Origin of the sequence: Pseudomonas sp. QE6 (genome assembly GCF_041379005.1) — a bacterium.
Classification (GTDB): Bacteria; Pseudomonadota; Gammaproteobacteria; order Pseudomonadales; family Pseudomonadaceae; genus Pseudomonas.
In genome coordinates this window covers 1,042,097-1,068,850 of sequence record NZ_CP166873.1, presented here as the reverse complement: position 1 = coordinate 1,068,850, position 26,754 = coordinate 1,042,097, and the positions used below count along the sequence as shown (strand labels likewise).

Genomic DNA, 26,754 nt, shown 5'->3' with positions numbered 1-26,754 from the left:
GGGAGGAAAAATGGAAACTGTAGTTGGACTCACTGCTATCGCCGTTGCTCTGCTGATCGGTCTGGGCGCTCTGGGTACCGCCATCGGCTTCGGCCTGCTGGGCGGCAAGTTCCTGGAAGGCGCTGCTCGCCAGCCGGAAATGGTTCCGATGCTGCAGGTCAAGATGTTCATCGTCGCCGGTCTGCTCGACGCCGTGACCATGATCGGTGTTGGTATCGCTCTGTTCTTCACCTTCGCTAACCCGTTCATCGCTCAGGTTGCCCAGTAATTTCCGCAGTGCGGAAATCTGTGACTGAACAACGAACGAGCGAGGTATTGGCGTGAACATTAATGCAACTCTGATCGGCCAGGCCATCGCGTTCGCCATCTTCGTCATCTTCTGCATGAAGTTCGTATGGCCGCCGGTCATCGCGGCTCTGCACGAGCGTCAGAAGAAGATCGCCGACGGCCTGGACGCTGCCAACCGCGCGGCTCGTGACCTGGAACTGGCCCACGAGAAAGCGGGTCAGCAACTGCGCGAAGCCAAGGCTCAGGCAGCCGAAATCATCGAGCAGGCGAAGAAGAGCGCTAACCAGATCGTTGACGAAGCCCGTGATCAGGCCCGTGCCGAAGGTGATCGCATGATTGCCCAGGCCAAGGCCCAGATCGAGCAGGAACTCAACAGCGTCAAGGACGCCCTGCGTGCCCAAGTGGGTGCCCTGGCCGTCTCCGGCGCCGAGAAGATCCTGGGTGCTTCGATCGATGCCAACGCGCAAAAGCAGCTGGTTGATCAACTGGCCGCCGAGATCTAAGCAGAGGGCGATATGGCAGAACTGACCACATTGGCTCGTCCTTACGCGAAGGCGGCTTTCGAGTACGCCCAGGCTCATCAGCAATTGGCCGATTGGTCTGCTGCTCTGGGTGTGCTGGCTGCAGTGTCGCAGGACGACACCGTGCGCCAGCTGCTCAAAGAGCCTCAGCTGACCGCCGCAGCCAAGGCTGACGCGCTGATCGACGTGTGTGGCGACAAGCTCAATGCTCCGGCCCAGAACTTCGTCCGGACTGTGGCTGAAAACAAGCGGCTCGACCTGCTGCCGACCATCTTCGAGATGTTCGAGCAACTCAAGGCCGAGCAGGAAAAGCTGGTCGAGGTCGAGGTCACCAGTGCCTTCGCCCTGGACCAGGAACAGCAGGACAAACTCGCCAAGGCTCTCAGCGCCCGGCTCAGTCGCGAAGTGCGACTTCATGCGTCGGAAGACGCGAGCCTGATCGGCGGCGTGGTGATCCGCGCCGGTGACTTGGTAATCGATGGCTCGGTGCGCGGCAAGCTCGCGAAACTGGCCGAAGCGTTGAAATCTTGAGTTTGAAGGGGCAGCGGCATGCAGCAACTCAATCCTTCCGAAATTAGTGAAATCATCAAGGGGCGCATCGAGAAACTCGACGTCGCCTCGCAAGCGCGTAACGAAGGCACCATCGTCAGTGTTTCCGATGGCATCGTGCGCATCTTCGGTCTGGCCGACGTCATGTACGGCGAAATGATCGAATTCCCGGGCGGCGTCTACGGTATGGCGCTGAACCTGGAGCAAGACTCCGTTGGTGCTGTGGTACTGGGTGAATACCAGGACCTCAAAGAAGGCATGAATGCCAAGTGCACCGGCCGCATCCTGGAAGTACCGGTTGGTCCGGAACTGCTGGGTCGTGTCGTCGACGCACTGGGCAACCCGATCGATGGCAAAGGCCCGATCGATGCCAAGCTGACCGACGCCGTCGAGAAAGTGGCACCGGGCGTGATCTGGCGTAAGTCGGTAGACCAGCCGGTTCAGACCGGTTACAAGTCGGTCGACGCCATGATCCCGGTAGGCCGTGGCCAGCGCGAGCTGATCATCGGTGACCGTCAGATCGGTAAGACTGCCCTGGCCGTCGACGCCATCATCAACCAGAAAGACAGCGGCATCCGCTGCGTATACGTTGCCATCGGTCAGAAGCAATCGACCATCGCCAACGTCGTTCGCAAGCTGGAAGAAAACGGTGCCCTGGCCAACACCATCGTGGTCGTTGCCAGCGCCTCCGAATCCGCTGCTCTGCAGTACCTGGCGCCGTACTCCGGCTGCACCATGGGCGAATACTTCCGCGACCGCGGCGAAGACGCCCTGATCGTGTACGACGACCTGTCCAAGCAGGCTGTTGCCTACCGCCAGATCTCCCTGCTGCTGCGCCGTCCGCCGGGCCGTGAAGCCTATCCGGGCGACGTGTTCTATCTCCACAGCCGTCTGCTGGAGCGCGCTTCCCGCGTTTCCGAAGAGTACGTCGAGAAGTTCACCAACGGCGAAGTGAAAGGCAAGACCGGTTCCCTGACCGCCCTGCCGATCATCGAAACCCAGGCGGGTGACGTTTCCGCGTTCGTTCCGACCAACGTGATCTCCATCACCGACGGTCAGATCTTCCTGGAAACCTCCATGTTCAACTCGGGTATCCGTCCGGCCGTCAACGCCGGTATCTCGGTATCCCGTGTGGGTGGCGCGGCTCAGACCAAGATCATCAAGAAGCTGTCCGGCGGTATCCGTACCGCGCTGGCCCAGTACCGTGAACTGGCGGCCTTCGCCCAGTTCGCTTCGGACCTGGACGACGCGACCCGCAAGCAGCTCGAGCATGGTCAGCGCGTTACCGAGCTGATGAAGCAGAAGCAGTACGCGCCGATGTCCATCGCCGAGATGTCGCTGTCCCTGTACGCCGCCGAGCGTGGCTTCCTGCAGGACGTCGAGATCGCCAAAGTAGGCGCCTTCGAACAGGCGTTGATCGCTTACTTCCAGCGCGAGCACGCCGCTCTGCTGGCGAAGATCAACGAGAAGGGTGACTTCAACGACGAAATCGACGCAGGCATCAAAGCCGGCATCGAGAAGTTCAAGGCCACCCAAACCTGGTAAGCCGCAGCGGGGGTCGGTAACGGCCCCCGCCTGCTAACCCGATAGGTGTGAAATGGCAGGCGCAAAAGAGATTCGCAGCAAGATTGCGAGCATCAAAAGCACGCAAAAAATCACCAATGCCATGGAAAAGGTGGCGGTGAGCAAAATGCGCAAGGCACAACTGCGCATGGCGGCCGGCCGTCCCTACGCGGAGCGCATTCGCCAGGTGATCGGCCATCTGGCCAACGCCAACCCCGAGTACCGTCATCCGTTCATGGTCGAGCGTGAAGTCAAGCGCGTCGGCTACATCGTGGTGAGCTCCGACCGTGGTCTGGCCGGCGGCCTGAACATCAACCTGTTCAAGGCGCTCGTCAAGGACATGGCAGCCCAGCGCGATCGTGGCGCGGAGATCGACCTCTGCGTGATCGGTGCCAAGGGTGCATCCTTCTTCAAGAACTATGGCGGCAACGTGGTTGCAGCCATCAGTCACCTGGGCGAAGAGCCGTCGATCAACGATCTGATCGGCAGCGTCAAGGTCATGCTGGATGCCTACCTGGAAGGGCGTATCGATCGCCTGTACGTGGTTTCCAACAAGTTCGTCAACACCATGACCCAGAAGCCGACCGTGGAACAGATGATTCCGCTGGTGGCCGAGGACAACGCAGACCTGAAACACCACTGGGACTACCTCTACGAGCCCGACGCCAAGGCCCTCCTCGATGGCCTGCTGGTGCGCTACGTGGAATCCCAGGTGTATCAGGCGGTGGTTGAGAACAACGCCTGTGAGCAGGCGGCCCGGATGATTGCAATGAAGAACGCTACCGACAACGCCGGTGATCTGATCAGCGAACTCCAGCTGGTCTACAACAAGGCGCGTCAGGCGGCGATCACCCAGGAAATCTCGGAAATCGTCGGCGGCGCTGCCGCGGTGTAAGAACAGGTTCAAAATTCAGAGGAACCAGACATGAGTAGCGGACGTATCGTTCAAATCATCGGCGCCGTGATCGACGTGGAATTCCCGCGCGATGCCGTGCCGAGCATCTACGAGGCCCTGAAGGTTCAGGGCGTCGAAACCACCCTCGAAGTTCAGCAGCAGCTGGGCGACGGCGTGGTTCGTTCCATTGCAATGGGTTCCACCGAAGGCCTCAAGCGTGGCCTGAACGTGGAAAGCACCGGCGCAGCCATCTCCGTACCGGTCGGTAAAGCGACCCTGGGCCGGATCATGGACGTACTGGGCAACCCGATCGACGAAGCCGGTCCCATCGGCGAAGAAGAGCGTTGGGGTATCCACCGCGAAGCTCCCTCCTATGCCGATCAGGCTGGCGGCAACGAGCTGCTGGAAACCGGCATCAAGGTAATCGACCTGGTCTGCCCGTTCGCCAAGGGTGGTAAGGTCGGTCTGTTCGGTGGCGCCGGTGTAGGCAAGACCGTAAACATGATGGAGCTGATCCGTAACATCGCCATCGAGCACAGCGGTTATTCCGTGTTCGCTGGTGTGGGCGAGCGTACCCGTGAGGGCAACGACTTCTACCACGAGATGAAGGACTCCAACGTTCTGGACAAAGTGGCCCTGGTATACGGCCAGATGAACGAGCCGCCGGGCAACCGTCTGCGCGTTGCACTGACCGGCCTGACCATGGCCGAGAAGTTCCGTGACGAAGGTCGTGACGTACTGCTGTTCATCGACAACATCTACCGTTACACCCTCGCCGGTACCGAAGTGTCCGCACTGCTGGGCCGTATGCCGTCCGCAGTAGGTTATCAGCCGACCCTGGCCGAAGAGATGGGCGTTCTGCAGGAGCGCATCACCTCCACCAAGCAAGGCTCGATCACCTCGATCCAGGCCGTATACGTTCCCGCGGACGACCTGACCGACCCGAGCCCGGCGACCACCTTCGCCCACCTCGACGCTACCGTGGTACTGTCCCGTGACATCGCCTCGCTGGGTATCTACCCGGCCGTGGACCCGCTGGACTCCACCTCCCGTCAGCTGGATCCGCTGGTCATCGGCCAGGATCACTACGACACCGCTCGTGGCGTGCAGTACATCCTGCAGCGCTACAAGGAGCTGAAGGACATCATCGCGATCCTCGGCATGGACGAACTGTCCGAGTCCGACAAGCTGCTGGTGGCCCGTGCTCGTAAGATCCAGCGTTTCCTGTCCCAGCCGTTCTTCGTGGCAGAAGTCTTCACCGGTTCCCCGGGCAAGTACGTCTCCCTGAAGGACACCATCGCTGGCTTCAAAGGCATCCTCAACGGCGACTACGACCACCTGCCCGAGCAGGCGTTCTACATGGTCGGCGGCATCGAAGAAGCCATCGAGAAAGCGAAGAAGCTGTAATCCGTGCGCCCGGAAACGGGCGCGCCAAGGCCGTCGAGGAGCGTCGCGAGCGACGGCCAGGCAAGGCGGAATCGATCGAAGAAGCGCAGTTTACGTTGGTAAATGAGCATTCTGAGATCGGTTCCAACGCCGCCTGGTCTAGCGCAGTAGCTCATCGGCAGCCTATTACGTGAGGCAAGGGTATGGCTATTACAGTCCACTGCGACATCGTCAGCGCCGAAGCGGAGATCTTCTCCGGTCTGGTCGAGCTGGTCGTTGCGCACGGCTCCCTGGGTGATCTGGGTATCGCTCCGGGCCACGCGCCGCTGATCACCGAGCTCAAGCCGGGTCCGATCCGCCTGGTGAAGCAGGGTGGCGAGCAGGAGGTGTACTACATCTCCGGCGGCTTCCTCGAAGTACAGCCGAACATGGTCAAGGTTCTCGCCGACACCGTGATTCGCGCAGGCGACCTCGACGAAGCGGCTGCCCAGACCGCACTGAAGGAAGCTGAGAAGGCTCTGCACAGCAAAGGTGCCGAGTTCGACTACAGCTCCGCCGCAGCCCGCCTGGCCGAAGCCGCAGCGCAACTGCGCACGGTCCAGCAGGTTCGCAAGAAGTTCGGCGGCTGAGCCGCGCGAAGCTCCTCGGGGCTTCAGCGACATATTGGAAAAGGGTAGCCTTGGCTACCCTTTTTCTTTTTCTACACCCGGGGTTTCCCCGCTCACCAGGACGGTCTGTCATTCATGTCCCTCGAAATCGTCATTCTCGCCGCTGGCCAGGGCACGCGCATGCGTTCGGCCCTGCCGAAAGTCCTCCACCCGGTCGCTGGCAAACCGATGCTCGGCCATGTGATCGATACCGCGCGTACGCTCAATCCTTCCCGCATCCATGTGGTGATCGGGCACGGTGCGGAGCTGGTGCGCGAACGCCTGCAGGCGGATGACCTGAATTTCGTGATCCAGGAGCAGCAGCTCGGCACCGGCCATGCGGTGGCCCAGGCCGCGCCGTTCCTGAGTGCGGACAAGGTGCTGATCCTCTACGGCGACGTGCCGCTGATCGAGCAGCCGACCCTGGAGCGCCTGATGGCACAGGCCAATGCCGAACAGCTGGCGCTGCTGACCGTCGAGCTGGATGACCCGACCGGCTACGGCCGCATCATCCGTGACGCTGCCGGCGAGGTTCAGGCCATCGTCGAGCAGAAGGACGCATCCCCCGAGCAGCGCGCCATCCGCGAAGGCAACACCGGCATCCTCGCCGTGCCGCGCGAGCGCCTGGCCGGCTGGCTGTCGCGCCTGTCCAATTCCAACGCCCAGGGCGAGTACTACCTGACTGACGTGATCGCCATGGCCGTGGCCGATGGCTTGCGCGTCGCCACTGCGCAGCCGCAGGCCGCCATGGAAGTCCAGGGCGCCAACGATCGCCTGCAGCTCTCCGAGCTGGAGCGCTTCTTCCAGCAGCGCGTGGCGCGTCGACTGATGGCCCAGGGCGTGACCCTGATCGACCCGGCACGCTTCGACGTGCGTGGCGAGGTGAGTGTCGGCCGCGACGTGCAGATCGACATCAACGTGATCCTCGAAGGCCAGGTGGAAATCGAGGAAAACGTACAGATCGGCCCGAACTGCTACATCAAGGACAGCACCCTGCGCCGCGGCGCCATCATCAAGGCCAACTCGCACCTGGAAGGCGCTCATGTCGGTCCGGACAGCGATGTCGGCCCGTTCGCCCGCCTGCGTCCGGGCAGCGTGCTGGAGCGCCAGGTGCATGTGGGTAACTTCGTCGAACTGAAGAACGCCCATCTGCAGGATGGTGTGAAGGTCGGCCACCTGACCTACCTGGGCGACAGCGAAGTCGGTGCGCGCACCAACATCGGCGCCGGTACCATCACCTGCAACTACGATGGCGCCAACAAGTGGCGCACCACCATCGGCGAAGACGTCTTCATCGGCTCCAACAACTCCCTGGTGGCGCCTGTGGATATCGGTGCCGGCGCCACGACTGGCGCGGGTTCCACCGTTACCGCCGAGGTTCCGGCCGGCACTCTGGCGGTCGGTCGCGCCAAGCAGCGCGTGATCGAAGGCTGGAAGCGTCCGGAAAAGATCAAGAAGTCCTGACGTCGTCTCATTCCGCCTGTGGGTAAGTCGTTATTCACAGGCGGGACTACGCTAATTCGTTATCCACAGACGTTTTCCTCACCCGTGCTGCCGTTCGGTTGGGGCGTCCTTCCTGCCGGAGTTTCTCGATCATGCTCGGCGTCGCCGTCCTGATCTTTCTGATCACCGACCCGTTCGGCAACATCGCGGTGTTCCTCGCCGCCCTGAAATCCGTCCCGGCCGAGCGTCGCCTCAAGGTCGCCCTGCGCGAACTGCTGCTCGCGCTTGGCCTGCTGCTGATCTTCCTCACACTCGGTGAGCACATCCTCACCGGCCTGGGGCTGTCGAAGGAAGCCACCGGGATCGCTGGCGGCATCATTCTCTTCGTGGTTGCCATGCGCCTGATCTTCCCGACCCCGCAGGGCGTGCTCGGCGACATGCCAGACAGCGAACCGCTGCTGGTGCCGCTGGCCACCCCGGCCGTGGCCGGCCCCTCGGCGCTGGCCATGCTGATCACCCTGCGCACCACCTACACAGGCCCGTTGTGGGAGTTGTACCTGGCGGTGATTCTCGCCTGGGCGGCGACGGCGCTGATCCTCCTGCAGGCCTCGTTCCTGCAGCGTTTCCTCGGCCCTCGCGGGCTGACCGCCGTGGAGCGCCTGGCCGGCATGCTGCTGATCATGCTCAGCGTGAACATGCTCCTGCAGAACCTGCGCAGCGTCCTGCACATCGCAGCGTGAGTGAGCCCATGACCCTTCGCATCCCCTGTCTCGCCCTGTCCGCCTTGCTGCTAGCCGGCTGCGCCGAGCAGGGGTTGCAGATCGATCGTTCGCACGTCTCGCGCAACCAGGACAGCCGCGTCCAGTACATCATCATCCACTACACGTCGGAGAACCTGTCGCGTTCGCTGAAGGTCCTGACGCAGGGTGAGGTCAGCGCCCATTACCTGATCGGCGACCAGCCGCCGACCATCTACGAGCTGGTGGACGAGAACCGCCGCGCCTGGCACGCCGGGCAGAGCGAATGGCAGGGTCGCACCTGGCTGAATTCCACGTCGATCGGCATCGAGCTGGTCAATCCCGGCTATCGTGAAACCCCCAATGGCAAGATCTGGTATCCCTACCCGGACGGGCAGATCGATGCGCTGATTGCCCTGCTCAAGGACATCAGCAAGCGCCAGGGCATCACCCCGGAACACATCCTCGGCCACAGCGACATCGCCCCGCAGCGCAAGGTCGATCCGGGCCCGCTGTTCCCCTGGAAGAAGCTCGCCGATGCCGGCCTGATCCCCTGGCCGAAGCCGGGCGAGATCGCCCGCCGCCTGGGTGAGCTGAACGGCCAGTTGCCCGTCCCGGGGTGGTTCCAGCAGCAGCTGGCGCGCCACGGCTACGCGGTGCCGCTCGATGGGGTGCTGGATGAGGAAACCCGCAACGTGATCGCTGCCTTCCAGATGCGCTTCCGCCCGGACCGTTTCGACGGCGAGCCGGATCTGGAGACCGCTGCGCTATTGCTGGCCGTGCCGACCAGCTAAACCGGCAGCAGCAGGTAGAAGCGCGAGCCTTTGCCCGGCTGCGAGTGCAGCAGGATGCGCCCGCCGTGCAGCTGGACGATCTCCTTGCACAGCGCCAGGCCGAGGCCGGCTCCCCCCTTCTTGCGCCCGACCTGGACGAAGGGTTCGAAGATGCGGCTCTGCTGGCTGAAGGGAATGCCGTCGCCGTTGTCTTCCACGGCAATCGCCACCCGCTCGTCGTGACATTGTGCCTGCAGCCGGATGATCCCACCCTCGTGCGTGTGGCGCAGGGCGTTGCTGATCAGGTTGTCGATGACCCGCTCGATCTGCAGGCGGTCCAGATTGATCGGCGGCAGGTCGCTGGCGGTTTCCAACTGGATATCGATGAGCTGACTGCGTGCCTGCCCCTCGAAGCGCTGCCTGGCCTGCGTGAGGATCTCGGTGACGTCGCAGGGTTGCAGGTCGAGCTTCTGTGTGCCGCTCTGGTACCGGGAGAAATTCAGCAGGTCGCCGATCAGCAGTACCAGCCGACGCATCTCTTCATCGACCGTGGTGATCAGTTCGTGCTCGCGGGAGCCCTTGGGGAAGGTCAGGCGCTCGGAAAGCAGGCCGAAGGCCATGTGCATGCCGGTCACCGGCGTGCGCAGTTCATGGGAAGCGCGCAGCACGAAGTCGTTGCGCACCCGCTCGAAGGCGCGTTGCTCGGTGACATCACGAAGCACCATCACCGCGCCGATGTTGCGTCCATCGTCGTGGGTGACCGGCGACATGCCCCAGGACAGCAGCCGCTGTTCCCCATTGACCTCCACCACCAGGTCCTGGGGTGTTTCTTCCAGCAGGTTGCCCGCCAGAACCCGCTGGGTGGCCTGGGTCAGTTCCGGGTTGTCCAGCAGCACGCCGAGGTTCTGGCCGTGGGGATCGCTCCTGGAGAACAACTGGCGACTGGCGACCGGGTTGGCGTGCTCGATACGGCCGTCGCGGTCGAGGATCACCAGGCCGTCGTCGATGCTGTCGAGCACGGCTTGCAGGCGTCGGCGTCCATAGCCGATGGCTTCGGTGTTGGTCTCCCGATACAGGCGCAGGGCCTCCGCCATCAGGCCGAAGCGGCGACTCAGGGTCGTCATCTCGGCCACCGGGGAGATCGGCAGGGTCAGGTCGAAATCACCGAGCCCGATCTTGTCTGCGGCCCTGGTCAGGGCTTCGATGGGCGCACCGAAGCGGCGGGCGATGCTGTGGGCGGTAACGAAGCCGATCAGCAGGATGGCCACCCCCACCAGTCCGAGCAGCCCGCTGATCAGCAGGGTCCGCGTGCGCGCATCGATTTCCTGGGTGTCGATGTTGCGCATGGCGAATTCATGCAGCGCGAGCAACTGCTGCCGGAGCGCCTCCAGGTTCCGGCTGAGGTTGCTGTCGTCCAGCAACTCGGGGCGGCCGGGCCCCGGGTTGTCGGTGGCTGATACGAATTTCCGGTGGGCGTCGGCTATCTGCTGCAAGAGTTGCCGCTCCGTGTCGCTGGAGGCCTGCTGCTGACCGTGCTCCACGGCATCGCGGAAGTTCTGGCGGGCATCCGCCAGGCGCTGGGTGTCGGGTTGCGCATTGAGTACCTCGACCAATTCATCACCCAGGGCCTGGCGCAACTGCTGGCTGACTTCGATGGTGTCGAAATTGCGCTGGATGAGTTCCGCCTGCTCGCGACCGGTGAGCACCACGCTGAACAGCCCCAGCAGCAGCCCCAGCAGGGCCACCGTCATGAGCGCCGAGATGCTCAGGAAGAGCTGGGTGCGCAACGTCAGCGACAGAGGCAGTTTCACAGGCTGTATTGCTTGCGCTTGCGGTACAGCGTGGAGGCGTCGATGCCCAGGGTCTTGGCGGCCTGATCGAGGGTGGCGCTGGAAGCCATCACCGCGGCGATGTGGGCCTTTTCGAGTTCCTCCAGGCTGAGTGCTTCGCCGATGCGTGGCGCAGCATTTGCCGAATGTTCGCCAGGGGCGAGGTGTTCGATGCCAATGAGCTCCTGATTGCAGATGATGCTTGCACGCTCGATGACGTTTCTCAGCTCGCGAACATTGCCTGGCCAGCCATAGCGGCGCAGCAGGTCGCGGGCGTCATCGGTGAAGCCGCGGGCCGGGCGGCCGTAGTCCTTGACGAAGCGGGCGAGGAAACGATCGGCAAGGTTCAGGATGTCTTCGGCGCGTTCGCGCAAGGGCGGTAGGTTGAGCACGATGACGTTCAGGCGGTACAGCAGGTCCTCGCGGAAGCTGCCCTGGGCGACCATGCCGGCCAGGTCGCGGTTGGTCGCGGCGAGGATGCGTACATCGGCGGTGCGCGTCACCGGATCGCCCACCCGCTCGTATTCCTTGTCCTGGATGAAGCGCAGCAGCTTGGGTTGCAGGCCCAGTGGGAAGTCGCCGATCTCGTCGAGGAACAGGGTGCCTCCGTCGGCCTGGCTGATGCGTCCAAGGGTGTTCTCGGTGGCGCCGGTGAACGCGCCACGGCTGTGCCCGAACAGCTCGCTTTCGGTCAGCTCGGCACTCAGTGATGGGCAGTTGATGGTCACGCAGGATTTCCTCGCCCGCTTGCTCCAGCCGTGAATGGCCCGCGCCAGCTCGCCCTTGCCAGAGCCCGACTCGCCAAGGATCAGGATGTTGGCGTCGGTGGCGGCGACCTGGCGGGCGGTTTCCAGAACTGCGGCCATGGCCGGGCTCTGCGATTCGAGTACATCGCCCTGCTTGCGCATCTCGCCTTCCAGCGCCTCGATACGCGCCGTGAGCTGATGGACCTCCAGTTGCTTGGCGGCGGCCAGGCGCAACTGATCGGGACTGCAGGGTTTCACCAGGTAGTCGGCGGCGCCGCCCTGCATGGCGTTCACCGCGCTGTCCACGGCGGAATGGGCGGTGATGATGACGACGCGCATCCAGGGGGCTTGCACGCGCATCTGCGCGAGCACGTCCAGGCCGTTGTCTTCGCCCAGGCGCAGATCGAGGAAGCACAGGTCGAAAACCTGTCGTTGCAGCAGCGTGTCGGCCTGGGCGGCGCTGCTGGCGGTCGCCACGCTATAGCCTTCGTCCTCCAGGCAATAGCGGAACGAGCGCAGGATGGAAGGCTCGTCATCGACCAGAAGGATGCGGCCTTGTTGCTCAGGCTGAGCGTCCATTCAGGGTGATCCTCATTTCTGTCTTAGGTTATTTCTTAGTCCCGGAAATTTCGTGCAAGTTGCAAAGGCCCTTTCCTAAGCATCGGGCAGGGTGCAAGGACAGAGTTACCCACAGGTTGGGTAATGGATTGAAATAAAAGGACTTATCAACAGAATGGCACTGGCATGGGCATTTCGCTGTCTCTACTGGCAGTACAGAAAAACGCCAAGGAGCGCACCATGCCCACCCCGAAGCTGCTTGTCCTGGCCCTTGGCAGCGTGTTGCTGGCCACTCAGCCGTTGGTCGGCCGGGCCGAGGATTCCACGCTTACCGAACAACTGGCCGAGGCGCGCCAGGAAGGATCGATCTGGACGGCCATCAACCTCAACCGCGACCTGAAACCCTTCAAACTCAGCGTGGATGTGGAAAAGGGCCGGGCCGTGCTGGGCGGCAAGGTCGCCAGTGACGAACAGCGCGAACTGGCCGCGCAGGTCGCAATGAGCGTCGAAGGCATCACCTCTGTGGATAACCGCATCAGCGTCGATCCGGCACTGGCCAGTGGCGAGGCGCCGCGCGGCGATGCGGTACAGCGCTGGGACGATGCGGCGCTGGCCGCCCGAGTCAAGGCCAAGCTGCTCCTGGACAAGCCTGCCGAAGGCCTGGACATCAAGGTCTCCAGCAAGGCTGGCGCGGTCACCTTGGAAGGTACGGTGCCCAGCGAGGAGGCCAGCCAGCAGGCGTCTCACCTCGCCGCGCAGACCGAAGGGGTCGCCTCTGTGGATAACCGGCTGAAGGTGATGCCCGAAGGCTCGTCGACCAAGAAGCTGGAGGATTCCGTGAACGATGCCCAGGCTGCGGTCAGCGATGCCTGGATCACCAGCCAGATCAAGGCCGATGTGCTGGCGCGCCATGCGTTGAGCGGGCTCTCCATCGGTGTGTCGACCCGTGATGGCGTGGTCAGCCTGCGTGGCGTAGTGCCCAGCGATGCCGAGCGCCAGCAACTGATCGAAACCGCACGCAAGACCCGCGGCGTTCATGAAGTGGACGCCAGCGCCTTGAAGGTGGCTGGCCAGACCACCGACCTGTATCGACCGTCCCCGGAAACCCTTCATTCATGAGCCGCATGGGCCGTGGTTCGGAGGAGTCATCCGCGGGGACGGTGCGGCCCATGTCCGACAAATGATCGCTGTCACACGGCCCCGGGAGGATTGCAAAACGCACGGCTAAAGCCTGCCAATCGTGCAGGATGCGGGCGGAAGCGCTCGGTAGAAGTTATCCAACAAGTTGTTTTCAAAGGATAAAAAAGTCGCAGGCAGCCTGGCATGTGGCGTGCAGACTCCCAGGGAAAGTCAGTCCATGCCGCCTGCATTGGCCAGGAGAGTCGGGATGAATAGCCACGAAACGCGTGTCGATGTCTGGAGCCGGCTCCTGCTGGCCATCGCCCTGCTACTGTTGCTGATCCACCAGGCGCAATTGATGTCGCCGCTCTCGGGCTATCCCCACGTATTTGTCCCCAGCGCTTCCAGTGTGCTGCCGGCTGTCCAGCGTTATCCACAGCCTCTTCCGGGCAGGGATAACTTCGACCGGCAATGGAGCGCGAAGACCCAGGAGCCGCAGGCGCCAACCCCGCGTCGCGGTGGCTGGGTGTTCTGAATCCGAGGCCGGATGGCCTGAACGCCGGAATGGTGGGTCATCCAGGCGGCTGCTCCGGCAGCGGCGCCGAATCGACCACGAGATAGAGGAGAAACCCCATGCTCAGTTGGGCTCTGACATTCCTGATCATCGCCATCATCGCCGGCGTGCTCGGTTTCGGTGGTATTGCGGGCGCTGCGACCAGCATTGCCAAGATCCTGTTCATCCTGTTCCTGGTGCTGTTCGTCGTGTCGTTCATCGTCGGGCGTTGGCGAGGCTGACGCGTTTCTCTCCATTGAGCGAGGAGCTGGGTGATGGGCGTCATCCGCCATCTGCTGATCGGTCTTCCATTGCTGGTCGGCGTCGGGACTCAGGCCCTGGCGTTGGGGCCGGACAGGATCTCCGGGCAGCGGGTCGACCAATTGATGGCTTCCGATCAACAGTACCGGCAGACCTGGCATTCCGTGGTCCGCAATGAAGATCAGTTGCCCGGCTGGGTGACGAATCTCACCGGCACCTCGATGCCGATGCACTCTGTCGATCAGCCGAGCGGCAAGTACCTGGTGGGTGAGCTGTGCGACGCCTACGACTGCACCCGACACCGGCTCTATGTTGCCTTCACCTGGGATAAACATAAGGCCTATGCCCTCTATGTGAAGGTGCCCGAAGGCCTGCCGCCGGACCAGGCGCCGAGCCGGCACGCCCACTTGCGCTGGTTGGGCGATCCCAATGACGCGGTGAAGAGCATCCTGGATGAGGAGCTCAAGAGTGATCCGAGCTGGTTCTGATTTGCGCGGCCAAGGGCCTGCGCATGACCAGGGGGCCGGGATGTTCGGGGTGATGCTTCAGGCCCTGAGCGACCCTGGGGTACAGGGGGTACCTCCGCAGCGGCGGACCGGGTCAGGGTAAGAAGGCTGCGGCGGAACCGGGGTGAGGAGCATGCCGTCATTTGCCTCACTTCGGTTCCGCAGAGCCGGACCGGTTACGGCTTGAAGTTGGCGGCGTCGCGCGCCCAGCCGTCGAGCACGGGTTTCAGGTCGTTCAGCGTCAGGTGCGTGCTGGAGTTCTCCAGCGTCTCGCCGGCACCCTTGCGCACCACCTTGGCCACCGGCTTGCTGGTGGCGCCGTCGAGCGCTTCCATTTCCACATAGACCTCGGTTGCCTGGTCCCGTGTGCCGATGGCGGTAGTGGTGGCCGCGACCACCAGGGCGATCGGGATCACCTCATAGGCGTGCAGACCCTCGGTGGAAACGTTGACGCCGGTGATTGCCGTCTTCAGCACCAGGGTGTCGCGGTCGGCCTGCTGCACCACGCGGTAGCGGCTGCTCAGTTGCCGCTCGATCTGCTGCTTCAGGTAGTCGGGAATGGCGTTCAGAGTCGTCTGGTCGACGTTCTCGGTCGGTTTGGGCTGTGGGAAGTACACCGGCCGCTCCACCAGCACCGAGCTGTAGTTGCTCAGTTTCAGGTTCGGGTCCACCCAGCGCAGCACCGGCTGTCCGCTGGGCGAGGTCGCGGGTTCGAGCTGGGAGTAGTCGTCGAGGAAGCCGGAATACTGCGAGGCATCCGGTTTCTGGCTGGAGCAACCGGCCAGCGCCAGGGTGCCGGCCAACAGCAGGGTGGGTACTACCGAGAGTCGCGTCATAGAGAGTCCTGTATCTGAAGGTTCACCGCGTCGTTCACAGACTTGGCTGGTGCGCTTGCGCTGGCAAAGATTAGCCGCGCGCCGTTTCGAACCAGCACGAACTTACTGATACCGATCAAGCCGACGTGACCGGGAAGCGTCCTACAATGCCTCGCCGATTCCCGTCGGCTGATTTCATCCCGATAAACCTGCACCGCAACAATGAAAAGCGGATTCCGGCGACTTATCCACAGCGCCTGCGACCCTGCCAGCCCTGCGGTCCAATGGCCTCATTCCTTGGCCGCGACCCTCCGTGACGGTCCTTCAAGGTGACCGTACATCCGGTAACAGGAACGCCGGATGTCTCGATTGCGGACGGCTCATCCGTTCAACCCGCGCCATTGACGGCATGAATGCAGACAAGCCTAGCCGGCTTTGCAGACCGCTGCGTGACAGGCGTTGAGGAACCTGGTTCATGCAATAAATCAAGGGCCGAAAGACCTGGAACCAAGGTTTCAAGTGCTTTTTCTTATGCCGATTGTGCATAGGGTAGGCGCCTCCGGCATTAGACGAGGGCGTGGGGCATAGGAATCATGCGCCCCTTTTTCGCTGGCCGTCGGCACCCCGATGGCCATGCGGAACCCCGACTTCCACAAGAATCAAGGGTGACTCAACTATGGGCAAAGCCAAGCTCAGCCTCGCCTGGCAGATCCTCATCGGCCTGGTACTCGGAATTGCACTGGGCGCCGCGCTCAACCACTTCAGCGCGGACAAGGCCTGGTGGATCAGCAACATCCTCCAGCCAGCCGGCGACATCTTCATCCGCCTGATCAAGATGATCGTGGTGCCGATCGTGATCTCCTCGCTCGTCGTCGGTATCGCCGGCATGGGGGATGCGAAGAAACTCGGCCGGATCGGCCTGAAGACCATCGTCTACTTCGAAATCATCACCACGGTCGCCATCGTGGTCGGCCTGCTGCTGGCGAATGTCTTCCAGCCGGGCGCCGGCATCGACATGAGCACCCTGGGCACTGTGGATATCTCCCAGTACGCGCAGACCGCCAAGGAAGTCGAGCACCATCACGCGTTCATCGAGACCATCCTCAACCTGATCCCGTCGAACATCTTCGCGGCCATGGCCCGTGGCGAGATGCTGCCGATCATCTTCTTCTCGGTGATGTTCGGTCTGGGCCTGTCCTCGCTGCCGGCGCCGACCCGCGAGCCGCTGGTGAAAATGTTCCAGGGCGTGGCCGAGGCCATGTTCCGCGTTACCCACATGATCATGCGCTACGCCCCCATCGGCGTGTTCGCGCTGATCGCCGTGACGGTGGCCAACTTCGGCTTCGCCTCGTTGCTGCCGCTGGCCAAGCTGGTGGTGCTGGTGTACTTCGCCATCGCCTTCTTCGCCTTCATGGTGCTGGGCCTGGCCGCGCGCCTGTTCGGCTTCTCCATCATCAAGCTGATGCGCATCTTCAAGGACGAGCTGATCCTGGCGTACTCCACCGCCAGCTCCGAGACCGTGCTGCCGCGCATCATCGAGAAGATGGAAGCCTATGGCGCGCCCAAGGCGGTGAGCAGCTTCGTGGTGCCCACCGGCTACTCCTTCAACCTCGATGGCTCGACCCTGTACCAGAGCATCGCGGCGATCTTCATCGCCCAGCTCTACGGCATCGACCTGTCCATCGGCCAGCAGCTGATGCTGGTGCTGACCCTGATGGTCACCTCCAAGGGCATCGCTGGCGTGCCGGGCGTTTCCTTCGTGGTGCTGCTGGCGACCCTGGGCAGCGTGGGCATTCCGCTGGAAGGCCTGGCGTTCATCGCCGGTGTCGACCGCATCATGGACATGGCGCGCACCGCGCTGAACGTGATCGGCAACGCCCTGGCCGTTCTGGTCATCTCCAAGTGGGAAGGCGTGTACGACGCGCAGAAGGGCGCCCGCTACTGGGAAGCCATGCGCAATGGCCGTGTCGAAGCCTTCCTCGAAGGGGAGAGCCCGAACGGCAAGCAGAGTCCCGCCACTCACTGACCCGCAAGGGTTATCCACAAGGCCCCGGCATAGTCCGGGGCCTTGCCGTTTCTGGCGTCGGGTGGGCCCGTGCCGCTATCATCCGGGCCATTCCAAGGGGGACTCTGCATGCTCAACGGCCTGTGGCTGGGCTTTTTCATCGTCGCGGCGGTTACCGCGCTTTCCCGCTGGCTGCTCGGAGGCGAGGCGACCGTCTTCGCCGCCATGGTGGAGAGCCTGTTCGCCATGGCCAAGCTGTCGGTGGATGTGATGGTGCTGCTGTTCGGCACCCTGACGCTCTGGCTCGGCTTCCTGCGCATCGCCGAGAAGGCCGGTCTGGTGGAGAAACTGGCGGTCCTGCTCGGCCCGCTGTTCCGCCGTCTGATGCCGGAAGTGCCCGCCGGCCACCCGGCCATCGGCCTGATCACCCTGAACTTCGCCGCCAATGGCCTGGGCCTGGACAACGCCGCCACGCCCATCGGCCTGAAGGCCATGAAGGCGCTGCAGGAGCTGAACCCGAGCAGTACCACCGCGAGCAACGCGCAGATCCTCTTCCTGGTGCTCAACGCCTCGTCGCTGACCCTGCTGCCGGTGACCATCTTCATGTACCGCGCCCAGCAGGGCGCCGCCGACCCGACCCTGGTGTTCCTGCCGATCCTCCTGGCCACCAGCGCCTCCACGCTGGTGGGCCTGTTGAGCGTGTCGCTGATGCAGCGCCTGCGCCTGTGGGACCCGGTGGTGCTGGCCTACCTGATCCCGGGCGCGCTGGCGCTGGGCGCCTTCATGGCCTTGCTCGCCGGCCTCTCCGCCACCGCGCTGGCGCAGTTGTCCTCATTGCTGGGCAACGTGACCCTGTTCGGCATCATCATGCTGTTCCTCGTCGTCGGCTGGCTGAAGAAGGTGCCGGTATACGAAGCCTTCGTCGAAGGCGCGAAGGAAGGCTTCGACGTCGCCAAGAGCCTGCTGCCCTACCTGGTGGCGATGCTTTGCGCGGTCGGCGTACTGCGGGCCTCCGGCGCGCTGGAAATGGCGCTGGACGGCATCCGCTGGGCTGTCGAAGGCCTGGGCTGGGACACCCGCTTCGTCGACGCCCTGCCCACCGCGCTGGTCAAGCCGTTCTCCGGCAGCGCGGCGCGGGCCATGCTGCTGGAAACCATGCAGTCCCACGGCGTGGACAGCTTCCCCGCGCTGGTGGCAGCCACGGTGCAGGGCAGCACGGAAACCACCTTCTACGTGCTGGCGGTGTACTTCGGCGCAGTGGGTATCCAGCGTGCCCGTCATGCCGTGGGCTGCGCGCTGGCGGCGGACCTCGCCGGGGTGCTGGCGTCCATCGGTGTGTGCTACTGGTTCTTCGCCTGATGCGACCTCCGGACGCAGCCATGCTCCCGGAAATATGACGCCTGCTTTTTGTCATTGATGGCACATTGCCGTATCATCGCCGCGTGACTCTGGTATCACAGCGTTTTCGACCAGGGCCGCTGGAAGACCGAAGGGATGCGGTGCACGTGGCAACAGGATGCCAGGCTGTCTTCATTTCCCCTGTGTGATCGTTCGTTCCCCGAATCGTCCCGCCGCTGCGTGGAGACGCCAGGCGGGGAACGCCCCTGATCGATTCCCTGGTCATGCCCGCCGGCAAGCTGCGCGAAATCTTCGGCGCCGATGCCGGGGCTCTACGTCACCGTCACCGAGTACGGCACCAGCTACATGGTGCTGAGCAGCGCAAGTGTCGTTACCGCGAGCGTCCGGCTGGTCGACCTGTGTTCCGGAACCACCCTCTGGACCGGTACCGCCACCGCTTCCAGCGAGGAGGGCAGCCAGAACAGCGGCGGCCTGGTCGGCATGCCGATCAGCGCTGCAGTGAAGCAGATCATCTCCAGCGCCCAGGAAGACGCCAGCTACCCGATCGCCGGTATCACCGGTGCCCGCCTGTTGTCCGCCGGACACAACGGGGGACTGCTGTACGGTCCACGTTCGCCCAACTACGGTACCGACTGACCGGAGGTGGCCGTGGTGTTTGCCGGCCTGCTCGCCACCCTGGATCTGTTCAAGGGTGCCCGCGTGCGGGACGGCTCACTGGCGGCCGTCGGCAACGGACGCCGCTGCGGCGTTCTGTCTCACGGCTGATCCGGACGGCCTTGATTCAAGTCAGGCTCGTCCGGACGCGGAGGGAGAAGGATAGGGTCATCCCAATCCCTCTTCGCCAGCGGAGACCGCGTCATGATGACCCACAGCAACCCTGCGGAGCTTGCAGCCCTCGCGGCTGTAGGTACCGATCACTGGATAGAAACCCTCGACGACGGCAGCCATGTGCTGATCCGCCCGCTGCGTGCGGAAGACCGTGAACGCGAGCGCCTGTTCCTCGAGCGCCTGTCGCCCATGACCCGCAAGTTCCGCTTCCACGGCGAAGTGAAGATCGACGACAAGCTGCTCGACCAGCTGATGGACGTGGACTACCAGACGACCATGGCCTTCATTGCCTTGACCCATGTCGACGGCGAGCTGCGGGAAGTCGGCATCAGCCGTTACGCAGCAGTGGATGGCCAGCAGTGCGAGTGCGCGGTGACCATCGCCGATGAATGGAAGCAGCTGGGCCTGGATGTCGCGCTGATGCGCCACCTGATCGACGTCGCCAAGCGCAATGGTTTCAGTCAGATGTACTCGATCGACTCGTCCATGGACCGCGATATGCGTGACATGTCCCGTGAACTGGGCTTCCGCGCCCAACTCGATCCGGACGATGCCTGCCAGGTGATCCGCCGCCTGGCCCTGTAACGCCTCAGCTCCGGCGGGGCGTCAGCCTCGCCGGCGCCACAGCAGCAGGCCCAGCAGCCCCGCAATCAGCAGTGCAGCCCCCGCGGCCAGCGGATAGACCGCATCGTCGTCCAGCAGTGGCTTCTCGATGCGCAGGTAGCCGTCATCCTTGAACAGCTGCTGGGCCAGCTCGTTCATCTGTTGCAGGCTGACCTTCGCCAGGCGCTTGTCCTCGTCGGGGAAGTGGCCGTCGTCGAAATCCGCCAGCGCGCCCCAGTAATAGTCCGCCAGCGTCGAGTTGCCCGGCGTGCTCCAGGCCAGCTGGGCCCGCGCCACGCGCTGGATGCGGCTGAAACGCGCCGGGTCCAGGCCGTCGTGGCGAATCTTTTCCACCACCTCGTGCAACGCCTTGAGCGTGGCGTCCTGATCGTCACGCTCGATGTCGGCGTTCAGGCTGAGGAACCCCTGGTTGGCCCAGGCACTGCGTTCGCTCCAGGGACCGTACGACAGCTCGCGGCGTACCCGCAGCTCGGTGTAGAGCACATCGTTCAGGTACGCCTGCAGAAGGTCCAGGGACGCGCCTTCGGCATCGCCCGGCTCGGGGAATATCCAGTGCAAAACCGCGCTCTCGCCAAACAGGCTGGTGGTCAGCGTGCGCTGGCGTTCGGCCGTGCCCTTCATCACCGGCAGCTCGCGACGTTCCGGTGTGTCGTGATCGACCAGCGCGCCATAGCTGTGGCCCAGGTACACCGGCAGGCGGGGATCGAGGTCACCGACGATGATCAGCGTCATGTTGCTCGGCACGTACCAGTCCTTGCGCAACTGGTCCAGCTGGGCCTGGCTCAGGTGCCCGACCGGCGCGCGCTCGGCGCAGGCCAGCCCCAGCTCCACGGCAAGCTGTTCCTGGCCGGCGCGGCTGACGTTCTGGTGGTCGAGCCAGCGCTGCAGGTGCGAATAGTGGCCGCCGTCCTCGCGCACCAGCACCTGCTTGGCCGAGGCGATCTTCTGCGTGTCCAGCTGGGTGCGGGTGATGGCTTCCAGCAGCAGGTCGAGCACCTGGCGCTGGGTGGCGGCCGGCGACTCGACGACGAAGGCGGTATCGCCTTCACTGGTATAGGCGTTCCACTGGCCACCCAGAGCCTGCATGCGGGCTTCCAGGTCAGCCTCGTCACCGCCGTCCAGGCCGCTGAAGAACAGGTGCTCCATGAGGTGCGGCAACTGGCGGTCCTGGCAGGAGAAGTCGCTGAAGCCGACGCCGACGATCAGCCGGATGGAGACGTGGCCCTTCTCGCGGGTGGGCTTGAACAGCACACCCATGCCGTTTTCCAGCTGATATGCCTCCACCGTCTGGCGCTGATCGGCGTGCGACCAGCCAGCAAGCAGCAGGGACAGCAGGGGGAACAACAACCAGCGCATGAGCAAAAAGCCTGGGGAGCCAGAACGCAAAGCGACGAGGATAGCGGATTGGCTGGCGCGAACCTACCCGTAGTCCGCCCTATGGTCGGGCGCCTTGCATCATCGTCCACGGCTTCTATCGTCACTGTGGGGGCACGAGGCGGATTCACCCTCCGGCGCCGGCGGACATGCCCTCGCCGTGGATGTAGAGATTCGGAGGCTTCATGCGTGTCCTGATTACCGGTGCGGCCGGGTTCCTCGGCCAGAGCCTGCTCAGCGACCTGGCGGTGCAGCATCTCGACTGGACCCTGATCGCCGCCGATGTCCGCTGCCTGAGTCTGCAGGGGTTGCGCCCGAACATCGAGCCGCTTCAGATGGACATCAGCGTGCCTTCCAAGGTGAGGCACTGCCTGGAGAAATGGCGCCCCGAGGCCATCGTGCACCTCGCCGCCGTGATCAATCCCCCGCGCGAGATGACCCAGTCGCAGCTTCACGCCATCGAAGTCGGTGGTACCAAGGCGCTGATCGAGGCCGCCTGCGAGGCCGGCGTGCAGCAACTGATCGTCACCAGTTCCGGGGCCGCGTACGGCTATCACCCCGACAACGCCGAATGGATCGACGAGAGCCAGCCGTTGCGCAGCCATCCCCGCTTCCTGCATGTCCGGCACAAGCAGGAGATCGAGCAGGTGCTGGCCGACATGCGGCAGCGTTATCCACAGCTCAGGCAACTGGTCCTGAGGCCCGGCACTATCCTCGGCCGGCGTGTGCATAACCCGCTCATCGAACTCTTTGGTCGGCGCAAGCTCCTGGGCGTTACCGGCTACCCCAGCCGTTTCGTGTTCATCTGGGACCAGGACGTGGTGAACGTCATCCGCCAGGGGCTGGAGCAGCGCAGCGAGGGCATCTACAACCTGGCGGGCGATGGTGCCCTGTCGCTGCGCGAGATCGCCGAACTGCTCGGCAAGCCTTACCGCGCCTGGCCGGCACCCTTGCTGCGTGCCGGCCTGGGCCTGCTCAAGCCGTTGGGGCTTTCGACCTACGGCCCGGAACAGGTGGACTTCCTGCGTTACCGTCCGGTGCTGGACAACCGGCGGCTCAAGGAGGAGTTCGGCTACCAGCCGCGCTACTCCAGCCGGGAGGCGTTCCTGGCGTTCCTAGAGGCCCGCGGGATGAACGGCTGACACACCGTTCCTGTTGATAACCTGTAGACAAGCCTGTGGAAAGCCAGCCCCGACAAGGCGCAGTGCCGCCGGGCTTCAATTGCCCGAGTGGCGTCGGCGCTGGCGGTATTCGCCTGGCGTCAGGCCCGTCCAGTGGCGGAACGCACGGAAGAACACGCTGGGTTCGGAGTAGCCGAGCAGCGCGGCGATATCGGTGGCGGGCAGGTTGTCTTCGCTGAGATAGCGCTCCGCCAGTTGCCGCCGGGTGTCGGCCAGCAGTTGTTGATAACTGCTGCCTTCCTCCGCCAGGCGCCGTTGCAGGGTGCGCTCGCTCAGGCCCAGTGTGTTGGCCAGGGCTGCGCGGCCGGGTTCGCCGCGGGTGAGCTGTTCGCCGAGGAGCGCGACTACCCGACCGCTGACACTGGCGCTGGGCAGGCGCGCCAGCAGTCCTTCGGCATGCTGGCGCAACAGGTCGCGCAGTGGCGCATTGGCCTGCGGCAGGGCGACGCCAACCATCGCCTTGGGCAGGCCCAGGGCATAGTCGTGTGCCTCGAAGTGCAAGGCGCAGGCAAAGGCCTTCACATAGTCGTCGAGGTGCGCCGGCTGGCGGTGCATGAAGCGGCAGCCGGCGAGCTGCAGGCCGGGCAGCAGGGCCTTGAGCTGGCGCGCCCAGAAGCTCAGCAGGGCCAGTGCCCGGGGGCGGGTGGCGGACTGCTCGGGATTGAGCGGACGGTAGGCGACCCAGATGGTCTCGGGCTGCACCTCGATCGTCACCTGGCCGCCTTCACCGACCAGGCGCTGATAGCGCAGGGCCGATTCCAGGGCTTCGCCCAGCGTCGTACTGCTTTGCAACAGATAACCCAGGGCGCTGAAGGAGGCCGGCGACAGCGCACGGCCCACGGCGAGGCCAGGCTCGGGGTTGGCCAGGCGGGTCTGGATCGCCTCCCAGAGTCGTTCCTGGTGAGGGAAGTCGATGCGCGCGTCGGGATCGCCGAGCTGGGTTTCCTGCAGACCGCTGGCGGCGAGCAGTGCATTGCGGTCGAGGCCCAGGCGGGCTGCGGCCAACAGCACGGCCTGGGTCAGGCTGGCGCTGACCGAGGGCGTACGGTGTGTTTGAGAGCTTTCGTCCATGGCGGGGGATTCTGCCCTAACCCTGGGCCCTGGGTAACCTGTGTTGTGCGCGGACTCGCTCGGCGCGGCCGAGCGCCACGCGAAACGCGTCCGGCTGGCGTCCGATTCAACTTGCCGCGCGCGAGCCGGGTGCCGGGGGTTGCTGCGCCTGCTCGACCTCATGCTCGACGAAGTCTTCGGCAGCTCTGGCGTCGCCGACGCTGGCGTCCGGGTTGTCCAGCACAGCATAGGCGATGGCGCAGAACAGCGAGTTCAGCCGCTTCATGTCGCTGATCAGGTCCAGGTGCAGCGAGCTGGTCTCGATGCTCTGCACTACCTGCTGGCGCAGGCGGTCGACGTGCGCGTGGGCGTAGTGGCGCTCCTGCAGGCGGAAGCGTTGCTTGGCGCGGCGCAGGCGCCGGGCGCCTTCCTGGTCGCCATTGAGGAATACCGACAGGGAGAGACGCAGGTTGCTGACCAGTTGCCCGTGCAGCACGGTGATCTCTTCCAGACCGCTGTCGGAGAACGAGCGGCTGCGCGAGGTCTTCTTGTCCTGCACGGCGCCAAGCATGTGCTCGATGATGTCGCCGGCCTGTTCCAGGTTGATCGCCAGTTCGATGATCTCCGCCCAGCGGCGGCTGTCACGCTCGCCCAGATCCTCGCGGGGCATGCGCGCCAGGTACAGCTTGATCGCGGTGTAGAGCGCGTCGACGTCGTCATCCTGCTTGCGGATCTGCTTGGCGAGCAGCGGATCGCCGCTGTGGATAACCTGCATCAGGTGGTTCAGCATCTGCTCGACGATATCGCCCATGCGCAGGGTCTCGCGTACCGCGTTGACCAGCGCCAGGCTCGGTGTGTCCAGCGCCGCCGGGTCGAGGTGGCGGGGGCGCACGGTGTCTTCGGGGGACTGCCGGTCCGGCATCAGGCGCGTGCACAGCTGCGCCATCTGCTCGGTGAGCGGCAGGCACGCCAGGCAGCGGGTGGCGTTGTAGAGCACGTGGAAGGCGATCACCAGTTCCTGGGTGCGGAACGGCCAATCGTCCATCCACACCGCTACCGGCCCGACCAGCGGCAACACCAGCAGGCAGCCGGCGAACTTGAACAACAGGCTGCCCAGGGCCACGCGCCGACCGGCGGCATTCTGCGAGGCAGAGCTGATCAGGGCGAGGATGCCGCTGCCGAGGTTGGCGCCGACCACCAGGCACAGCGCCACTTTCAGCGAGATCACCTTGGAGGTGGCCAGCGTCGCGGCGAGCAGCACCGCGGCCAGGCTGGAATAGGAAATCATGGCGAACAGCGCGCCGGTCAGGGCGTCGAGCATCACATCGCCGGTCAGGCTGGAGAACAGCACCTTCACGCCCTTGGCCTGAGTCATCGGCTCGGCGGCGGCGACGATCAGCTGCAGCGCCAGGATGATCAGCCCCAGGCCGATGAACACCCGGCCGAGCTGGCCGGCGCGTGTCTGCTTGCGGCTGAGGAAGAGGATCACCCCGAAGAAGATCAACAGTGGCGAGAGCCATGACAGGTCCAGCGTCAGCACCCGCGCCATCAGCGCCGTGCCGACGTCGGCGCCGAGCATGATCGCCAGGGCTGGCGCCAGCGCCATCAGGCCAGTGGCGACGAAGGAGGTGGCCAGCAGCGCGGTGGCGTTGCTGCTTTGCACCAGGGCCGTCACGCCGATGCCGGCGGCGAAGGCCAGCGGCCGCTTCTGTACGCTGTTGCTCAGCACGCGCCGCAGATGGGTGCCGTAAACCCTGAGAATGCCGGTGCGGACGATATGGGTGCCCCACACCAACAGGGCGACGGCGGAGAGTAGATCGAGCAGTTTGAGCATGTCGGGCCCCCTCACGCTTTCCGGGGCCGCTGACCTCAACAGCCCCTGACGACCTCGCCCGCAATCCGATAGCGCGGAAGGCCGATAAGGACACGGCAGCGTTCAGGCGTTGTCATCCAATTGTCTTGGGTAGACCCGTGTTTTTCCCTGAGGGTTCGCCAAATGCCTGATTCGCTGGGGTTCCTGTGCTTGAGTAAAGCTGATCCGGCGCCATCGTGCGGGCGGATATTGCAGCGAAACGCGGCGCCGGGCCTGACCTGGAACAGTCGGCCCGCCGGCCCTGTGGATAAAATCCCCGGGCACACCAGCGCGTCGGGCATCGGGTCGGCGGCCGAACCATCCACCAGCAAGGAGTATGCATGCGAGGTATTCGAGAGATCGCCCGGCGGGGCGGCCTGATCGCAGTGATGCTGGCGCTGGGCGCCTGCAGTAGCCTGTTCGGCCTGCGCGATCCGCTACGGGTCGACCTGGTCGGGCTGGAACCCGTTGCCGGGCAGGGCATGGAGGCGCGTTTCATGGTGAAGCTGCGGGTGCAGAACCCCAACGACGATGCCATCGACTACAACGGCATCGCCCTGGACCTGGCGGTGAACGGCCAGCCGCTGGCCAGCGGGGTGAGCGACGCCAGCGGCCAGGTGCCGCGCTTTGGCGAAAAGGTGATCAGCGTTCCGGTGAGCTTCTCGGCGTTCTCCGCATTCCGCCAGGCCTGGGGCCTGTCCGGTGGGCCGCCGCGTGAGGGCATGCCCTACGAGATCAACGGCAAGCTGGCCGGCGGGCTGTTCGGTACGGTGCGCTTCAACGACAGGGGCGTGCTGAAGTGGCCGGAGCCCAAGGTGCAACGCTGAGGCGGGTTGTGGATAACCCTGCCTAGAGGCTGTTCCAGCGTTGCGCCAGGCCAAGCAGGTGGACCAGGCCGAAACCCAGGCAGACCAGCGAACTCCAGATCAGGAACGGGGTGGAATGGACGCGGGCGACCGTCAGCAGGGGCAGGATCGCCAGGCCCCGCAGCAGGTAGATGCCGGTGATCAGGCAGAGCCCGCTACGCAGCAGGGGCAGCGGGGCGATGAGTCCGGCGCCGGACAGCGCGTAGAGAGACCAGAGCGCGAGTATCGAGGCGATGCCGGTGGTAATCAGGGTGGGGCGCAGATGGCCGGCTTCCGCCGCCCGCGCCATTCTTTCACCGGCGCCGAAGAAGCGGTACCACGGGGCGCCGCCGAAGATGATCGCCACATGCAGAAGCGCCGCCAGGGCGCTCAGGGCTGCGCCAACCAGCAATGCCTTGTTGATAACTTCTTCCATGAACTCGCTCT

General features: G+C 64.2%; 26 protein-coding genes and 1 pseudogene. 20 read left to right on the top strand and 7 right to left on the bottom strand.

The genetic code is table 11. From position 1 onward, the window contains the following. Positions 1-10 precede the first annotated feature (10 nt). The 10 genes from atpE to ACAW63_RS04755 all read left to right on the top strand — a co-directional run bounded on the left by atpE (position 11) and on the right by ACAW63_RS04755 (position 8,823). The gene (gene atpE / locus ACAW63_RS04800) at positions 11-268 is read left to right on the top strand and encodes a F0F1 ATP synthase subunit C (RefSeq protein ID WP_003457994.1); all 258 of its coding nucleotides are present in this window, start codon (positions 11-13) and stop codon (positions 266-268) included. Between the two features lie 52 nt (positions 269-320). Beyond that, positions 321-791: a F0F1 ATP synthase subunit B gene (locus ACAW63_RS04795; protein ID WP_109935329.1), complete on the top strand. Its 471-nt coding sequence runs from the start codon at positions 321-323 to the stop codon at positions 789-791. Between the two features lie 12 nt (positions 792-803). Further along, positions 804-1,340, top strand: a complete 537-nt coding sequence (locus ACAW63_RS04790; RefSeq protein ID WP_275609440.1) for a F0F1 ATP synthase subunit delta — start codon at positions 804-806, stop codon at positions 1,338-1,340. Positions 1,341-1,358: 18 nt separating this feature from the next. Continuing rightward, the gene (gene atpA / locus ACAW63_RS04785) at positions 1,359-2,903 is read left to right on the top strand and encodes a F0F1 ATP synthase subunit alpha (protein ID WP_275609439.1); all 1,545 of its coding nucleotides are present in this window, start codon (positions 1,359-1,361) and stop codon (positions 2,901-2,903) included. Between the two features lie 52 nt (positions 2,904-2,955). After that, entirely contained in the window at positions 2,956-3,816 is an 861-nt protein-coding gene (gene atpG / locus ACAW63_RS04780; protein WP_015479767.1) for a F0F1 ATP synthase subunit gamma, read from the top strand. A gap of 30 nt (positions 3,817-3,846) precedes the next feature. Beyond that, a complete protein-coding gene (gene atpD / locus ACAW63_RS04775) occupies positions 3,847-5,223 on the top strand; it encodes a F0F1 ATP synthase subunit beta (RefSeq protein ID WP_109935325.1) in 1,377 nt (458 codons plus the stop codon). A gap of 182 nt (positions 5,224-5,405) precedes the next feature. Beyond that, a complete protein-coding gene (locus ACAW63_RS04770; RefSeq protein ID WP_275609438.1) occupies positions 5,406-5,831 on the top strand; it encodes a F0F1 ATP synthase subunit epsilon in 426 nt (141 codons plus the stop codon). Positions 5,832-5,945: 114 nt separating this feature from the next. Further along, entirely contained in the window at positions 5,946-7,313 is a 1,368-nt protein-coding gene (gene glmU / locus ACAW63_RS04765) for a bifunctional UDP-N-acetylglucosamine diphosphorylase/glucosamine-1-phosphate N-acetyltransferase GlmU (protein ID WP_371232033.1), read from the top strand. A 131-nt stretch (positions 7,314-7,444) separates the two neighbouring features. Continuing rightward, on the top strand, positions 7,445-8,032 hold the full coding sequence (locus ACAW63_RS04760) for a MarC family protein (RefSeq protein WP_015479763.1): 588 nt from the start codon (positions 7,445-7,447) through the stop codon (positions 8,030-8,032). An 8-nt stretch (positions 8,033-8,040) separates the two neighbouring features. Continuing rightward, positions 8,041-8,823, top strand: coding sequence for an N-acetylmuramoyl-L-alanine amidase (locus ACAW63_RS04755; protein WP_371232031.1), 783 nt, complete (start codon positions 8,041-8,043; stop codon positions 8,821-8,823). On the opposite strand, the gene ACAW63_RS04750 is transcribed toward ACAW63_RS04755, so the two are convergent. Next, positions 8,820-10,613 carry an ATP-binding protein gene (locus ACAW63_RS04750; RefSeq protein ID WP_371232029.1) on the bottom strand — a complete coding sequence of 598 codons (1,794 nt, stop codon included), beginning with the start codon at positions 10,611-10,613 and terminating at the stop codon, positions 8,820-8,822. The two genes, ACAW63_RS04755 and ACAW63_RS04750, sit on opposite strands and share 4 nt — an antisense overlap. Next, positions 10,610-11,956, bottom strand: a complete 1,347-nt coding sequence (algB, locus tag ACAW63_RS04745; RefSeq protein WP_371232028.1) for a sigma-54-dependent response regulator transcription factor AlgB — start codon at positions 11,954-11,956, stop codon at positions 10,610-10,612. Before algB ends, ACAW63_RS04750 begins: the two co-directional genes overlap by 4 nt. Positions 11,957-12,175: 219 nt before the next feature. On the opposite strand from algB, the gene ACAW63_RS04740 reads away from it, so the two are divergent. From ACAW63_RS04740 to ACAW63_RS04725, 4 genes are all read left to right on the top strand, one after another. Further along, positions 12,176-13,054, top strand: coding sequence for a BON domain-containing protein (locus tag ACAW63_RS04740; RefSeq protein ID WP_371232027.1), 879 nt, complete (start codon positions 12,176-12,178; stop codon positions 13,052-13,054). A 268-nt stretch (positions 13,055-13,322) separates the two neighbouring features. Further along, a complete protein-coding gene (locus ACAW63_RS04735; RefSeq protein WP_371232026.1) occupies positions 13,323-13,589 on the top strand; it encodes a hypothetical protein in 267 nt (88 codons plus the stop codon). A 98-nt stretch (positions 13,590-13,687) separates the two neighbouring features. Beyond that, entirely contained in the window at positions 13,688-13,849 is a 162-nt protein-coding gene (locus ACAW63_RS04730) for a DUF1328 domain-containing protein (RefSeq protein WP_371232024.1), read from the top strand. Between the two features lie 33 nt (positions 13,850-13,882). Continuing rightward, on the top strand, positions 13,883-14,356 hold the full coding sequence (locus ACAW63_RS04725; RefSeq protein WP_371232022.1) for an inhibitor of vertebrate lysozyme family protein: 474 nt from the start codon (positions 13,883-13,885) through the stop codon (positions 14,354-14,356). Positions 14,357-14,550: 194 nt separating this feature from the next. Here ACAW63_RS04725 and ACAW63_RS04720 read toward each other — a convergent pair whose 3' ends face one another. Then, positions 14,551-15,210: a DUF3313 domain-containing protein gene (locus ACAW63_RS04720; RefSeq protein WP_371232020.1), complete on the bottom strand. Its 660-nt coding sequence runs from the start codon at positions 15,208-15,210 to the stop codon at positions 14,551-14,553. 655 nt (positions 15,211-15,865) lie between these two features. On the opposite strand from ACAW63_RS04720, the gene gltP reads away from it, so the two are divergent. From gltP to ACAW63_RS04700, 4 genes and pseudogenes are all read left to right on the top strand, one after another. Then, on the top strand, positions 15,866-17,215 hold the full coding sequence (gene gltP / locus ACAW63_RS04715) for a glutamate/aspartate:proton symporter GltP (protein ID WP_371232018.1): 1,350 nt from the start codon (positions 15,866-15,868) through the stop codon (positions 17,213-17,215). Positions 17,216-17,323: 108 nt separating this feature from the next. After that, a complete protein-coding gene (locus tag ACAW63_RS04710; RefSeq protein WP_275609427.1) occupies positions 17,324-18,553 on the top strand; it encodes a nucleoside recognition domain-containing protein in 1,230 nt (409 codons plus the stop codon). Between the two features lie 260 nt (positions 18,554-18,813). Then, positions 18,814-19,189 (top strand): annotated as a pseudogene (locus tag ACAW63_RS04705) (GNA1162 family protein); the annotation flags it as partial. 222 nt (positions 19,190-19,411) lie between these two features. Further along, a complete protein-coding gene (locus ACAW63_RS04700) occupies positions 19,412-19,966 on the top strand; it encodes an N-acetyltransferase family protein (RefSeq protein ID WP_371232017.1) in 555 nt (184 codons plus the stop codon). A 21-nt stretch (positions 19,967-19,987) separates the two neighbouring features. Here ACAW63_RS04700 and ACAW63_RS04695 read toward each other — a convergent pair whose 3' ends face one another. Continuing rightward, positions 19,988-21,361, bottom strand: a complete 1,374-nt coding sequence (locus ACAW63_RS04695) for a M16 family metallopeptidase (protein ID WP_371232016.1) — start codon at positions 21,359-21,361, stop codon at positions 19,988-19,990. 203 nt (positions 21,362-21,564) lie between these two features. Between ACAW63_RS04695 and ACAW63_RS04690 the strand changes: the two genes are divergently transcribed. Further along, on the top strand, positions 21,565-22,521 hold the full coding sequence (locus ACAW63_RS04690) for an NAD-dependent epimerase/dehydratase family protein (RefSeq protein ID WP_371232014.1): 957 nt from the start codon (positions 21,565-21,567) through the stop codon (positions 22,519-22,521). Positions 22,522-22,596: 75 nt separating this feature from the next. Here ACAW63_RS04690 and ACAW63_RS04685 read toward each other — a convergent pair whose 3' ends face one another. Both ACAW63_RS04685 and ACAW63_RS04680 read right to left on the bottom strand, forming a co-directional pair. Continuing rightward, positions 22,597-23,631, bottom strand: coding sequence for an AraC family transcriptional regulator (locus ACAW63_RS04685; protein WP_371232012.1), 1,035 nt, complete (start codon positions 23,629-23,631; stop codon positions 22,597-22,599). Positions 23,632-23,737: 106 nt separating this feature from the next. Then, a complete protein-coding gene (locus tag ACAW63_RS04680) occupies positions 23,738-25,444 on the bottom strand; it encodes a Na/Pi cotransporter family protein (protein ID WP_371232010.1) in 1,707 nt (568 codons plus the stop codon). Between the two features lie 359 nt (positions 25,445-25,803). Between ACAW63_RS04680 and ACAW63_RS04675 the strand changes: the two genes are divergently transcribed. After that, the gene (locus ACAW63_RS04675; RefSeq protein WP_371232009.1) at positions 25,804-26,289 is read left to right on the top strand and encodes an LEA type 2 family protein; all 486 of its coding nucleotides are present in this window, start codon (positions 25,804-25,806) and stop codon (positions 26,287-26,289) included. A gap of 22 nt (positions 26,290-26,311) precedes the next feature. On the opposite strand, the gene ACAW63_RS04670 is transcribed toward ACAW63_RS04675, so the two are convergent. Next, positions 26,312-26,743 carry a hypothetical protein gene (locus ACAW63_RS04670; protein WP_371232007.1) on the bottom strand — a complete coding sequence of 144 codons (432 nt, stop codon included), beginning with the start codon at positions 26,741-26,743 and terminating at the stop codon, positions 26,312-26,314. Positions 26,744-26,754: the final 11 nt, after the last annotated feature.